The 13,191-nt window shown below is 59.2% G+C and carries 10 protein-coding genes; 8 read left to right on the top strand and 2 right to left on the bottom strand.

Annotated features, from left to right (window positions below; genetic code table 11):
• Positions 1-75 precede the first annotated feature (75 nt).
• Positions 76-1,722, bottom strand: coding sequence for an MFS transporter (locus AC0L7L_RS02010; RefSeq protein WP_272209992.1), 1,647 nt, complete (start codon positions 1,720-1,722; stop codon positions 76-78).
• Positions 1,723-1,994: 272 nt separating this feature from the next.
• On the opposite strand from AC0L7L_RS02010, the gene rimP reads away from it, so the two are divergent.
• The 6 genes from rimP to truB all read left to right on the top strand — a co-directional run bounded on the left by rimP (position 1,995) and on the right by truB (position 9,837).
• Entirely contained in the window at positions 1,995-2,612 is a 618-nt protein-coding gene (rimP, locus tag AC0L7L_RS02015) for a ribosome maturation factor RimP (RefSeq protein ID WP_473511547.1), read from the top strand.
• A gap of 92 nt (positions 2,613-2,704) precedes the next feature.
• Positions 2,705-4,378, top strand: coding sequence for a transcription termination factor NusA (nusA, locus tag AC0L7L_RS02020; protein ID WP_473511549.1), 1,674 nt, complete (start codon positions 2,705-2,707; stop codon positions 4,376-4,378).
• Between the two features lie 44 nt (positions 4,379-4,422).
• On the top strand, positions 4,423-5,049 hold the full coding sequence (locus tag AC0L7L_RS02025; protein ID WP_473511551.1) for an RNA-binding protein: 627 nt from the start codon (positions 4,423-4,425) through the stop codon (positions 5,047-5,049).
• 102 nt (positions 5,050-5,151) lie between these two features.
• A complete protein-coding gene (gene infB, locus AC0L7L_RS02030) occupies positions 5,152-7,896 on the top strand; it encodes a translation initiation factor IF-2 (protein WP_473511553.1) in 2,745 nt (914 codons plus the stop codon).
• A gap of 586 nt (positions 7,897-8,482) precedes the next feature.
• Entirely contained in the window at positions 8,483-8,896 is a 414-nt protein-coding gene (gene rbfA / locus AC0L7L_RS02035) for a 30S ribosome-binding factor RbfA (RefSeq protein ID WP_473513731.1), read from the top strand.
• A gap of 8 nt (positions 8,897-8,904) precedes the next feature.
• Positions 8,905-9,837, top strand: a complete 933-nt coding sequence (gene truB / locus AC0L7L_RS02040) for a tRNA pseudouridine(55) synthase TruB (RefSeq protein ID WP_272210000.1) — start codon at positions 8,905-8,907, stop codon at positions 9,835-9,837.
• Positions 9,838-10,274: 437 nt separating this feature from the next.
• On the opposite strand, the gene AC0L7L_RS02045 is transcribed toward truB, so the two are convergent.
• Positions 10,275-11,255 carry a zinc-binding dehydrogenase gene (locus AC0L7L_RS02045; RefSeq protein ID WP_272210001.1) on the bottom strand — a complete coding sequence of 327 codons (981 nt, stop codon included), beginning with the start codon at positions 11,253-11,255 and terminating at the stop codon, positions 10,275-10,277.
• A gap of 305 nt (positions 11,256-11,560) precedes the next feature.
• Here AC0L7L_RS02045 and AC0L7L_RS02050 point away from each other — a divergent pair, with 305 nt between their 5' ends.
• Both AC0L7L_RS02050 and rpsO read left to right on the top strand, forming a co-directional pair.
• On the top strand, positions 11,561-12,673 hold the full coding sequence (locus AC0L7L_RS02050; protein ID WP_473513733.1) for a diguanylate cyclase: 1,113 nt from the start codon (positions 11,561-11,563) through the stop codon (positions 12,671-12,673).
• 198 nt (positions 12,674-12,871) lie between these two features.
• Positions 12,872-13,141 (top strand): 30S ribosomal protein S15, encoded by a 270-nt coding sequence (gene rpsO / locus AC0L7L_RS02055; RefSeq protein ID WP_272210002.1) that lies wholly within the window; start codon positions 12,872-12,874, stop codon positions 13,139-13,141.
• The last annotated feature ends 50 nt before the right edge of the window (positions 13,142-13,191 follow it).

Consider the following 13,191-nt stretch of genomic DNA (forward strand, 5'->3'; position numbering starts at 1 on the left):
GCCAAGTTGAAGCATGCGGGCGACGATCCGGCATGGGAGGGATGTTTTCGACAACGTCGTATGAAAGCCCCGCCATCAATGATGCTGGTGGTGCATGTGGTAGGGCCGGTTGAACACTTCGTCGCGTGGTGGGATCGCCTGGCGCTCGATCATCCGCCGAACCTCCGGCCTTTCTGCGCCACGATGCAGCGCGCGGATGCGGTCCAGGTTCTCGGCGTCAGCCACCGTGCGGCGCTGGTTGTGGCGCACATAATCCACCCATGTCGGCGCGTGATAGGTCTCGATCCATACTTCCGGATCGGCGATATCGCGCATCAGTGCCCATTTGCGTGCGCCGTCGCGTTTGCGGATCCGTCGGCGCTCGATCATCAGCCGCAGGAATTCTTCCGTATCTTCAGGGCCGATGATAAAGCGGGTTTCGACCACGATCGGGCCGCTTCGCGCCAACATGTCGAGTTTCGGCTCGGGCATCTGGAACCGGTTGAGCGGATCGAGATTGAGACTTTCGAGCGCCGGCATCTTGAAAAACAGGCCGATCACGGCACCCAGCGCCATCACGGCGGCGGCGGCGAGGAATGCGAGCGTGATCGAATGGTGTTCGGCCACCTGTCCCCAGAGCCAACTGCCGAGTGCCATGCCGCCGAAAGAGGCCGTCTGGTAGAGCGAGAGTGCGCGGCCAACGACCCAGCGTGGGGTTGTCAGCTGCACCACGGTGTTGAACAGCGACAACGCCAGCACCCAGCAGGCGCCGGCGAAAAGCAGCGCGAAACAATCGAGCACGAGCGATGTCGAAAAGCCGATAACGGCCGCGCTCGCAGCAAAAATGAGGAAGGAGAGGCTGACAATCGCCTCGTTGGAGAGCCGTGCGCGCGCCTGCGCATTGGCGAAGGCACCACCAATGGCCCCGATACCAAAAGCGCCCAGCATGATGCCGAAGGTTTGCGGTCCGCCGACGATCACATCGCGGGCAACAACCGGCAGAAGCGCGAGCACCGAAACGGAGGCAAGGCCGAAAATGAAGGCCCGCAGCAGAACCTTCAGAATGTTCGGCGACATCACCACGTAACGGAGCCCGGCGCCAATCGCCGTCGTCATCTTTTCACGCGGCAGCGGGTTCTCCGGCGGGCGGAACTTCCAGCGGTAGACCACGGTGAGAAGGCCGAGATAGCTGAAGGCGTTGACGGTGAAGGCAGCAGCCCCGCCGCCGATGGCAACGATGGTGCCGCCAATGGCGGGGCCGAGGCTGCGGGTGATATTGAAGCCGACGGAATTAAGCGTGACGGCGCCGGGAAGGTCGGAACGCGGCACCATGTCGCCGACGGAAGCCTGCCAGGACGGATTGTTGAGCGCGTTGCCGCAGCCAATGAGGAAGGTGAAGGCGAGCAGCAGCCAGGGCGTCAGCAGCCCGGCAAAGGCTGCCAGCGCCAGCAGCACCGAAACAGTGAACATGAACACCTGCGCGGAGAGAATCACCCGCCTGCGATCAAAACCGTCGGCAATGGCGCCGGCCAAAAGCGCGAACAGCATCACCGGCAGCGTCGTGGAGGCCTGAACCAGCGCCACCATGCTTTCCGAATCGGAAATCGAAGTCATCATCCACGCCGCGCCGACATTCTGGATCATGCTGCCGAGGTTGGAGGCAACGGAGGCGAGCCAGATATAGCGGAATGTCGGATGCGCAAAGGGCGCGAACAGTGATTTCGGGTCGGGAGCGGGCTGCATGGGGCTACTCTGTTTTGGTCTGGTGGCATGTCGCCGGGGTGATCTGGCAGTTCATTATAGGGCGTTGTGCTTTCACTTGCCTATATGCGCAGCAGCACGGCGGGTCTCAAACCTTTAGCGATAAAACTTGCAATTTGAGTGGTGAGGGCGTATTCAAACCTCAAATTCTTGATCGTCAGATGAAGGGTGGGACCTCGCGGACCCGCTCTTTTTATTTGGCGCAGGCGGCGGCGAGGTCGTCGGGAGCAACCTTTTTGGCAGATTTGATACAGATGGCGGAAAAAGAAAGAGAAGAACGGCTGATCGTGGAAACGGGCGTCGACAAGAAGATTGCCGACATTATCGAGCCTGTTCTGGAAGATATCGGCTTCAAACTGGTGCGCGTGCGGCTTTCGGGCCAGAACGGTCTGACACTGCAGATCATGGCCGAGCGTCTCGATGGCACCATGACGGTAGAGGGTTGCGAAGAGGTTTCGCAGGCCGTCTCTCCGGTGCTGGATGTCGAAGACCCGATCGACCGGGCTTATCATCTGGAAGTCTCCTCGCCGGGGATCGACAGGCCGATGGTGCGCAAGTCCGATTTTTATCGCTGGAAGGGCCATCTCCTGAAATGCGAGACCTCGGTGCTGGTCAATGAGCGCAAGCGCTTTCGCGGGCGGATCATCGAGGCCGATGTCGACGGTGTCACGCTTCTGCGCGACGGTGTTGCCTATGGCGAGCCGGCCGAGGTGACCATCCCCTTTTCGGCGCTGTCGGAGGCAAAGCTTGTTCTCACGGATGAACTGATCCGGGAGGCTTTGAGAGCCGACAAGCTGGCGAAGGAAAAGGCGGCTAACGATGACGACGAAGATGTTGGCGACGACGGCGACGCCGACGGCGGAGATAACTGAGATAAAAGCCAGGCCCTGCTGACGGGGGCCTTTCGATTTAAGATATTCACGGAACCGATGCGGTTCCGGTGGCAAGGACGGAGACCAGAACAATGGCAGTAAGTGCGAACCGGCTTGAATTGTTGCAGATCGCCGATGCGGTTGCGCGTGAAAAATCCATCGATCGCGAGATCGTTCTTACCGCCATGGCCGACGCCATCCAGAAGGCGGCCAAGTCGCGTTACGGGTCGGAAACCAACATCCGCGCCGACATCAATCCGAAGACCGGTGAGATCCATCTCCAGCGCCTGCTGGAAGTGGTCGAGGAAGCCGAAGATTACGGCACCCAGATCCCGCTGGCGCTGGCGCTTGATCGCAATCCGGAAGCCAAGCTCGGCGATTTTATTGCCGATCCGCTTCCGCCGATGGATTTTGGCCGCATTGCCGCCCAGTCCGCCAAGCAGGTGATCGTGCAGAAGGTGCGCGAGGCCGAGCGTGACCGTCAGTTCGACGAATACAAGGATCGTATCGGCGAGATTGTTAACGGCACGGTCAAGCGCGTCGAATACGGCAATGTCATTGTCGATCTCGGCCGTGGCGAAGCCATTATTCGCCGTGACGAGATGATCCCACGCGAAGTGCCGCGCTATGGCGACCGCATCCGCGCCTATGTCTACGATGTCCGCCGCGAACAGCGCGGCCCGCAGATTTTCCTGTCGCGCACCCATCCGCAGTTCATGGTCAAGCTGTTTGCCATGGAAGTGCCGGAAATCTACGACGGCATCATCACCATCAAGTCGGTTGCCCGTGATCCGGGTTCGCGCGCCAAGATCGCCGTGATTTCATCTGATTCATCGATTGATCCGGTCGGTGCCTGCGTTGGTATGCGCGGTTCGCGCGTTCAGGCCGTTGTCGGTGAGCTTCAGGGCGAAAAGATCGATATCATCCCGTGGTCGGAAGATCCGGCATCCTTCATCGTCAACGCGCTGCAGCCGGCCGAAGTCGCCAAGGTGGTGCTGGACGAGGATGCCGAGCGTATTGATGTTGTCGTGCCTGATGACCAGCTGTCGCTCGCGATCGGCCGTCGCGGTCAGAATGTCCGCCTCGCTTCGCAGTTGACCGGCTGGGACATCGACATCATGACGGAAAACGAAGAGTCGGAGCGCCGTCAGAAGGAGTTCAACGAACGCTCGCAGCTGTTCATGGATTCGCTGGACGTTGATGAAATGGTCGGTCAGGTTCTGGCTTCCGAAGGCTTTGCCGCCATCGAAGAACTGGCCTATGTCGAGCTGGAGGAAATCGCCTCTATCGAAGGCTTCGACGAGGAGACGGCCGAAGAAATCCAGATGCGCGCCAAGGAATTCCTGGAGCGTCAGGAGGCTGAACTCGATGAGAAGCGCCGAGAACTCGGTGTTTCCGATGATCTGCGCCAGATCGATGGCATGACCCTTGCGATGATGGTCAAGCTTGGTCAGGACGACATCAAGACGATGGAAGACTTTGCTGGCTGCGCCGCTGACGATCTTGTCGGCTGGACGGAGCGTCAGAACGGGCAGACCAAGCGATTCGAAGGCAGCCTGTCCGGGTTCGACCTGTCGCGGGTCGAGGCTGAAAACATGGTTGTTCAGGCTCGTCTTGCTGTTGGGTGGATCAAAGAGGAAGACCTCATTGTTGCCGAAGACGTGAATGAAGACGAAGAAGGTGTGCTTGAAGACGGTGTCGCTGAAGAAGAGGCCGGCGAAGACGCTGTACCGGCTTCCGAAGACGACACCGACAAGAGCGCGTAAGGCCCCCTGTGACTACTCCGCGCAAAGTGGCTGAAGAGGCGGCGATGAACGAGCGTACCTGCATCGTGACCCGCAATACCGGCGGACCGGATGATCTGATCCGCTTCGTTGCCGCTCCTGACGGGCAGGTGGTTCCCGATCTCAAACGGGAACTGCCGGGACGGGGCTGCTGGGTCACGGCCGAACGTTGGGCTGTCGATAAGGCGGTGTCCAAGGGGCTCTATGCCCGTGCGCTGAAACAGAAGGTGGAAGTGTCCACAGATATCGGCGCGATGGTCGATATGTTGATGGCGCGCCAGCTTGCGGGTATGATGAACATGGCCCGCAAGGCGGGTGAGTTCGTCACGGGGTCGGCGAAAGTTGATCTTGCGATCCGAAGTGGCGCTGCGCTGGCTGTATTTCACGCCGCCGATGCGGCTGCGGACGGCAAGCGCAAGCTTGATCAGGCCCGAAAGGCATTCTGGCTTCAGACCGAGGCCGAAGGGCCGATTCCGGCGATGAGCCCTTTTACTGCCGTGGAAATTGACACTCTTTTGCATGAGAATGCGTTTAAACATGCCGCAGCGCTTGCGGGAAAGGCCGGAGAGGGTGTAGTGAAGCGCGCGATGATGCTTCAAAGGTACCGGGCCGCTCCCGGAACTGAAGGAAAAGCCGCGATGACGAACAAATGACGACGTCACGGAATTTGGCCGTGCGCCAGAGCATGAATTTCAAGGCGGGAATTGCGTCTCTTTGAGGTGACAGCGGTTCCCGCGCCAAGGAACGGGAACCGAATGACGGACAGTAAAGACGACAAGACATCCAACGATGCGGGCAAGAAGACACTGAAGCTTAAGCCGTCGGGTGTCAGCCAAGGCACCGTGCGCCAGGATATGGGCCGCGGTCGCAGCAAGGCGGTCGTGGTGGAAACACGCAAGCGCCGGCTGCACAAGCCGAGCGAAGAAACAACTTCAACACCGGCACCAGCAGCACAGCGCACGCCAGCGCCCGCGCAACCGCGCGCGCCTGAAGGGCAGACACGCCGTGCAGACGACGCAAGCCGCCAGCAGCGACACCCCAAGGGGCAGCCTTCGCGTGCCGGCGCGCAGAACCGCCAGCGCAGCGGGCAGCAGCCCGACCGCGGCAATGGTGGCCAGGCTCGCCAGCGCGGCAATGTGCTTCACGATCTTTCTCAAGGCGAAATGGATGCCCGCCGCCGCGCTCTCGTAATGGCGCAGCAGCGTGAGGTTGAAGAAGCCGAACTCCGCAAGGTTCAAGAGGAAGAGCGTCGCAAGGCCGAGGAAATCGCCAAGCGCGAAGCCGAAGAACAGGCCAAGCGTGAGGCTGAAGAAGCCGCCGGGCAGCCGGTCAAGGAAAAAGAACCCGAAGTGGCGGAAACACCGGCGGCTGACGAAGTGCCCGTCGTTGCTGAGTTGCCGCCGGGCGAGGACGCCAAGCCAAGCCGCGTTGCACCGCGTCACCGCCCGCAGGCCCGCACCGATGGTGAGGAAGGCACAGACGCTGGTCGTGGGCGCAAGCCGCGCCGCGAAACGGAAGAAGCCAGCGCGCCAGCGCGCGGCAAGGCTGTTCGCCCGGAAACACCGGCAAAGCCCGCCTCCCGCCCGAAGGGCGCCGGCGAGCGTCGCCGCGGCAAGCTGACCGTGACGGCCGTGACCGGCGATGATGATGGTGGCAACCAGCGCGGTCGTTCGCTTTCGGCCATGCGCCGCCGTCAGGAAAAGATGCGCCGTGCCCAGGCACAGGAGCCGCGTGAAAAGGTTCTGCGCGAGGTCGTCCTGCCGGAGACCATCACCATTCAGGAACTGTCGCAGCGTATGTCCGAACGCGCCGTCGACGTTATCAAGTACCTGATGAAGGAAGGGCAGATGATGAAGCCCGGCGACATCATCGATGCTGATCTCGCCGAGTTGATCGCCTCCGAATTCGGCCATACCGTCAAGCGCGTTGCTGAATCGGATGTCGAGGAAGGCATTTTCGACGTCAGCGATGACGACGCGGATCTTGCACCGCGTGCGCCGGTCGTGACCATCATGGGCCACGTCGATCACGGCAAGACCTCGCTGCTTGATGCGATCCGTCATGCCAATGTTGTTTCCGGCGAGGCCGGCGGCATCACCCAGCATATCGGTGCCTATCAGGTCGAGAGGGAAGGTCAGAAGATCACCTTCATCGATACCCCCGGCCATGCTGCCTTTACCGCGATGCGTGCCCGTGGTGCCGATGTCACGGATATCGCCATTCTGGTGGTGGCCGCTGACGACAGCGTCATGCCGCAGACGATCGAGTCTATCAGCCATGCCAAGGCAGCCGGTGTTCCAATCATCGTGGCGATCAACAAGATCGACAAGCCGGAAGCCGACGCCCAGAAGGTTCGTACCCAACTGCTTCAGCATGAAGTGTTTGTCGAAACCATGGGCGGCGAGACGCTGGAAGTCGAGGTTTCGGCCAAGACCGGGCTCAATCTGGACAAGCTTCTGGAAGCCATTCTGCTGCAGGCTGAGTTCCTCGATCTCAAGGCCAATGCCGATCGTACGGCCGAAGGTGTTGTCATCGAAGCCCAACTCGACCGTGGCCGCGGCTCTGTCGCAACCGTTCTGGTCCAGAAGGGTACGCTGAAGCCGGGTCAGATCCTGGTTGCAGGCGACCAGTGGGGCCGAGTACGCGCGCTGATCGACGATCACGGCGAACATGTGAAGGAAGCCGGCCCCTCTATGCCGGTGGAAATTCTCGGTCTCGGCGGCACGCCGGCAGCTGGTGACCGCTTTGCCGTCGTTGAAAATGAGTCGAAGGCTCGTGAAGTTTCCGAGTATCGCCAGCGGCTTGCCCGTGACAAGGCGGCAGCCCGTCAGTCCGGTTCGCGCGGTTCGCTCGAGCAGATGATGAGTCAGCTGCAGGATACCGGCCTCAAGGAATTCCCGCTTCTGATCAAGGGTGACGTTCAGGGCTCGGTTGAAGCCATTAACGCCGCGCTTGAAAAGCTGGGAACGGACGAAGTGCGTGCCCGTGTGGTTCATGCGGCGGCCGGTGGTATCACCGAATCGGACATTTCGCTGGCCGAAGCGTCCGACGCCGCGATCATCGGCTTCAATGTCCGTGCAAACGTGCAGGCGCGTCGTGCGGCTGAACAGGCCGGGATCGAAATCCGCTACTACAACATCATCTACGATCTGGTGGACGATGTGAAAGCGGCGATGTCGGGTCTTCTGTCGCCTGAGCGCCGCGAGACGTTCCTCGGCAATGCGGAGATCCTCGAAGTCTTCAACATTACCAAGGTCGGCAAGGTCGCGGGTTGCCGCGTTACCGAAGGCAAGATGGAACGTGGTGCCGGTGTTCGCCTTATCCGCGACAACGTGGTCATCCACGAAGGCAAGCTGAAGACGCTGAAGCGCTTCAAGGACGAAGTGTCTGAAGTGCCGGGTGGCCAGGAATGCGGCATGGCCTTCGAGAACTACGAAGACATCCGCGCAGGCGATGTCATCGAAGCCTTCCGCGTCGAGCACATTACCCGCACGCTCTGATCTGAGCGTTCAGGATAGAATTGGGAAAACCGGCTTCGGCCGGTTTTTTCGTATGCGGATGAAATTATTGTCTGCACAAACAGAAAACCCGGCGGGCCATTCTGGAGGAGAGGCGCGCCGGGTTTTTCCGGTTGGACCGGAACTGAAACGGATCGCTTAGGGCGATCCGTTCTTTTCCCGCAAGAGAGAGGAGGGAGATTGGCCTGCGGGACGGCCTTACAAAGCGTTTCAGCTATTGAAGGAGGAGGAGATCGTGAAACGCCCTGAGCTTTGAATTCCTTTTCCGTTTAAGAGGCGGTACGTGCCTCACCGGTCTGAAATTGGGTTTAACCCCGAATCTCTCGGTGCGATTTGCGCTGAATCAAATGACTGAAGCCGATCAGCGAATTGTTGAACTTTTTGATGCTCGCTGCCTGATTGCGGCGGTCAGTCCTGGCGTATCGGTTGCGAAGTCCGGTTCTATGATTGACCTTCATCCGCCAAAGCGCTACACGACCGGCCAGTCATCGGAACATGTTCGCGCGGGTTCGAACCCCGTCAAATGGCCGGACATCAGACAAACACGAACGATTTAATCAAGGTTGATATGACGAGAGCTACCACCTCGGCGCCCTCCCAGCGCATGCTACGCGTTGGTGAACAGGTCCGCGCCGCCATTACCAAGGTTCTCCAGCGCGGCGATGTCCTCGATCCGCTGCTGGAGAAAACCGTCGTCTCCATTTCCGAGGTGCGGATGTCTCCGGACCTGAAGATCGCGACTGCCTATGTCACGCCGCTTGGCGACAAGGATCATGACGCGACCGTGAAGGCACTGAACCATCACGCGAAATTCATCCGTGGCCGCATCAGTCGTGAAATGCGACAGATGAAATTTATCCCGGAGCTGCGTTTCCGCGACGACACCAGCTTCGAGAATTTCCGCAAGATTGATGAATTGCTGCATTCGCCGGAAGTGGCGCGCGATCTCGATCACGACGACGACAACGAAGACAAAGAATAATTGCGCATATGGCACGACAGAGAAAACCCAAGGGCCGTCCCGTTTCTGGCTGGCTGATCCTCGACAAGCCGATCGATTTTGGCTCGACAGAAGCCGTTTCAAAAATCAAGTGGCTGTTCAAGGCGCAGAAGGTCGGTCACGCTGGAACGCTGGATCCGCTCGCCTCCGGCATGCTGCCGATCGCGCTCGGTGATGCGACCAAGACGGTGCCTTACGTCATGGACGGCCGCAAGATCTACGAGTTCACGGTAAGCTGGGGCGAAGAGCGCACCACGGATGACCTTGAGGGCGATGTTGCGGAGACATCTGACAGGCGCCCGGCGGTTGAGGATATCGAGGCACTATTGCCGAGATACACCGGTGTTATCGAGCAGGTTCCGCCGCAGTTTTCGGCGATCAAGATCGACGGCAACCGCGCCTATGATCTGGCTCGCGAAGGTGAAACGGTCGATATTCCGACCCGTGAGGTCGAAATTCACCGCCTGACGCTACTGGGCTGCCCGGACGAGCATTCCGCCGAGTTTGAGGTTGAATGCGGTAAGGGCACCTATGTGCGCGCGCTTGCCCGCGACTTCGGTCGCGAACTTGGCTGCTACGGCCATATCTCCGCATTGCGCCGTCCGCTTGTGGCGCCGTTTTCCGAAGATATGCTGGTGCCGCTTTCAGAGTTGACGGCGCTGGAAGAGATTGAGGATGATGCCGAGCGCTTTGCGGCCCTTGAAGCGTTCCTGCTCGATACTTCTGAAGGGCTGACCAGCCTTCCGCATGTTCCTGTGACCGACGAGCAGGCGCGTCGGCTTCGGCTTGGCAACCCGATCATCCTCAGAGGTCAGCATGCGCCGATTGAAGAACCTGAGGCCTATGCTTCGGCGGGTGGCCGGTTGGTGGCAATCGGTGAGATCGCCGAAGGGCAGTTCAAGCCGCGCCGTGTGTTCGGCTGAACTGTAGCTTTTGAGTTCGCACATGAAAACTGCCGCTATGAGCGGCTATCAACGTGTTGACAAAGCCCGCCTTACCCTCATTCGTCATGCTCGGGCCTGTCCCGAGCATCCAAGCATCTCTCGCACGACACACGTCCCAAATTGAAGGGCGAGATAATTCAGTCTGTTGTAAAGCAGAAGCTCCGCATATGCGACAACGTGTTTAGATCCTCGGCACAGGGCCGAGGATGATGCTCGTAGAATGGATAGGTTTGTCAGAGGTCTGACAGCCGCGTCGAGCGGCAGTTTTCTCTTTTCGATCAGCCTTCGACGAAATCATGTTTCGGTCGATCACGGATGCTGAAACGCTGATGGATGTGTCTATAACGTCCCCTGTCAAACGGGCAGATAGCGCTCTGGCTGCCTCTTTCAAAAGCGCAGCCAGATACCTGGACCGGTCACGGGTGCAGCATGACTTTGCCTTTGCGGCCGGGGGTCAGTGAGGCTTTGACCGCATCGGTGATCCTGGAAAGCGGGTATAGCCCATCGGTGTCGAGGTTCAGTTCTCCCTTGGCCGCGAGGGTCACCAGTTCGGTGATCAGTCGTTTTTTGTCATCTGCGTTCATATCCTTGCTGACGCGCGCGCCCCAGAAACCGCGAACAGTGATATGTTTCATGATCAGCGCACCGGAAGAAAGCGGCATCGGTGCGCCGGTTGCGGTTCCGAAGACAACCAGCTCGCCATCCAGTCCGAGAAGATCAACCAGGTCTGCAGAGATATCTCCGCCGACGGAATCGATGGAGGATGTTGCGCCGGCGTCGCCAATCAGGCTGCGAACCTTGTCTTTCCAGCCGTCTTCTGATGTCGAGAAGACGTTCTCAATGCCATGGGTTTCGAGTTCAGCGACGGCTTCAGGGCGTCTGACGAGATTGACGAGGTTGATGCCGCGGTTCTTCGCAAAGCTGGGCATCAGCTTGCCAACCGCGCCGTTGGCTGCCGTCTGAATAATCCAGTCGCCTTTCCTGGCCTTCAGATTTTCAAGAAGTGACAATGCGCTGAACGGCATGGCGATCAGCTGGGCGCCGGCTTCATCCGGGATCGCATCAGGAAGGGATAAAAGGCCTGCGGCGGGTGCGATGAAAAACTCGGCCCAACTGCCATGAATACCAGCGATCACAACCCGCTTGCCGATCAGTGCCGTATCAACGCCGTCCCCGACAGCTTCAACAGCTCCAAGTGCTTCGCTACCGGCGATTTCGCCCGGAAGCTCAGGCTTGTAGCCATAGGTGCCGCGCACGGTCCACAGATCGTGATTGTGGATCGGGCTCATCACCATGCGCACCAGAACTTCGCCGGTTGCAGGTTCAGGTTTGTTAACGTCCTTGGTGAATAGTGCGTCTGCGGGGTCGCCAAATGTGTCGTGGATGACAGCCAGCATGATCTTTAGTCCTCGTGTGGTTTCTTCGGATGGAAAAACGGTTGTTGGTTGAACAGCGCAGCCCTCTCATCCGGGATGGTTCAATCGTGGAGCCCATATAGGGAGCGGTTGCGGTTTTGTCATTGAAGGTGACGGATATTTCGCATGGCTCAACAGGACGGCAAGCCAGTCATTCCGCAAGAGTTGATCTGTTATCAGTTTCAATTAATTGGGGCATAAGTTAAACTATGCCCGTGCGGTTTCTGGGGAGGGCCACTACGTCTATGTCCCAATATATAATTATGACGGTCAACTTCGCCGGTTTGATGGCCTTGATCGCTATTGCATTTGCTTTGGTGTCACGGTCGGTGGCCGGGCTTTTCACAAGGCAGATTCTGTTGGGGCTTGTGTTGGGACTTGGTGCGGCTTTCGTCTCGCTTCAGCCGATCATGCATGTCAACGGATTGCAGGTCGACCCGCGAAACCTGTTCGTTGGCTGTGCAGGGGCATTCGCCGGGCCGGTTGCGGGCATGGTCAGTTTCCTGATCGCAGCAGCTACGCGCTACTATGAAGGCGACCCTTCCGCCTATATCTGCATCTTGTCACTTTTTCTTGCCACCTGCGCGGGTCTTGCCTGGAGAGCGCTTGTCTGGAAGCATGGCAATGTGGGGCCAGGTCGCCTCGTTGCGCTTGGTCTTGCCATCAGCCTGTCTTATGTCTGCACTTTCCTGTTGCCGCGTGATGATTGGCGGATGGTCTTCTCGTCAGCGATTCCGTTCCTGACGATGACCAATGCGATCGGCACTGTCGTGCTGGGCGGCTTTCTGGAACGGGAGCGAAGGCGCCGGTTGCGGGAGGAGAACCTGAAGGATCAGGCTTCGGTTGATCCGCTGACGGGACTGAAAAACCGTCGGGCCTTTGAGGCGGCCTACAATGCCGAGGTGCTTCCGCAGACGGCGACGTCCGGTGTGGCCTTCATCCTGATCGACCTCGATCACTTCAAGCGCGTCAATGACACCTATGGCCACGCCGCAGGGGACCGGGTACTGGCGGGGGTCGCCGCAAGGCTGGCTACCTGCCTGCGCGGTACCGATCTGACCGCGCGCTTCGGCGGTGAGGAGTTTGCCGTCTGTCTGCCCGATACAAACCGGCAGGGCGCTATCATGATCGCACAACGCCTGCGCTGTTCCGTGATCGAGGTTGGTGAGAGTGAAGCTGTTCCCGGTCTTTCAACCAGTATCGGTATATGCTGGGTTCAGGCACCGGTTGATATGGGGATTGCCTTCGATATTGCCGACCGGGCGCTTTATCAGGCAAAGCTGAATGGCCGGGATCAGGTGGTCCTCGGCGGAGATGAAGCCGATCCCGGCTTGCGTTCGTCCTCAGAAAATCGGTCGGTTGTCCGCAAACCGAAATCTGGCTGGCCGACTCCCGCCTGACGCGGGGTAGGGGCCGGGCAGAGAGTGCAAGACGAGGCCCCGGAGCGTTGTGCCGATGGCGGGCTTTACACTCGACATTCATGCCCTTTTGCCCTATATGGCGGCGAGCATTGAAAAAAATGCGCTTGAACGGCCCTTGCTGGACGACATCCCGGCCCGGGCGACCCCAAAACACCCTCATTTCGAAAGGATGAACCGATGTCGATTACTGCTGAACGCAAGGCAGAGCTTATCAAGGAATTCGCAACCAAGGAAGGCGACACTGGTTCGCCGGAAGTACAGGTTGCCATCCTCACCGAGCGGATTACCAACCTGACCGAGCACTTCAAGGACCACAAGAAGGATAACCATTCCCGCCGTGGCCTGCTGACGCTGGTTTCGACCCGCCGTTCGCTGCTTGACTATGTGAAGCGCATTGACGAATCCCGTTACACGACCCTCATCGGTCGCCTGGGCATTCGCCGCTAAGTCGTATAACCGGCGGGCGCGCTGCGTCCGCCGTTTTTGTTTTTGCGCAT

The organism is Martelella sp. K41-7 (assembly GCF_055808365.1).

Excerpts from the sequence above, each read along its gene's own strand:
- nusA (WP_473511549.1), top strand. The coding sequence starts at position 2,705 with ATGGCAGTAAGTGCGAACCGGCTTGAATTGTTGCAGATCGCCGATGCG.
- rimP (WP_473511547.1), top strand. The coding sequence starts at position 1,995 with ATGGCGGAAAAAGAAAGAGAAGAACGGCTGATCGTGGAAACGGGCGTC.
- infB (WP_473511553.1), top strand. The coding sequence starts at position 5,152 with ATGACGGACAGTAAAGACGACAAGACATCCAACGATGCGGGCAAGAAG.
- AC0L7L_RS02025 (WP_473511551.1), top strand. The coding sequence starts at position 4,423 with ATGAACGAGCGTACCTGCATCGTGACCCGCAATACCGGCGGACCGGAT.
- truB (WP_272210000.1), top strand. The coding sequence starts at position 8,905 with ATGGCACGACAGAGAAAACCCAAGGGCCGTCCCGTTTCTGGCTGGCTG.
- AC0L7L_RS02050 (WP_473513733.1), top strand. The coding sequence starts at position 11,561 with ATGGCCTTGATCGCTATTGCATTTGCTTTGGTGTCACGGTCGGTGGCC.
- rbfA (WP_473513731.1), top strand. The coding sequence starts at position 8,483 with ATGACGAGAGCTACCACCTCGGCGCCCTCCCAGCGCATGCTACGCGTT.
- AC0L7L_RS02045 (WP_272210001.1), bottom strand. The coding sequence starts at position 11,255 with ATGCTGGCTGTCATCCACGACACATTTGGCGACCCCGCAGACGCACTA.
- AC0L7L_RS02010 (WP_272209992.1), bottom strand. The coding sequence starts at position 1,722 with ATGCAGCCCGCTCCCGACCCGAAATCACTGTTCGCGCCCTTTGCGCAT.
- rpsO (WP_272210002.1), top strand. The coding sequence starts at position 12,872 with ATGTCGATTACTGCTGAACGCAAGGCAGAGCTTATCAAGGAATTCGCA.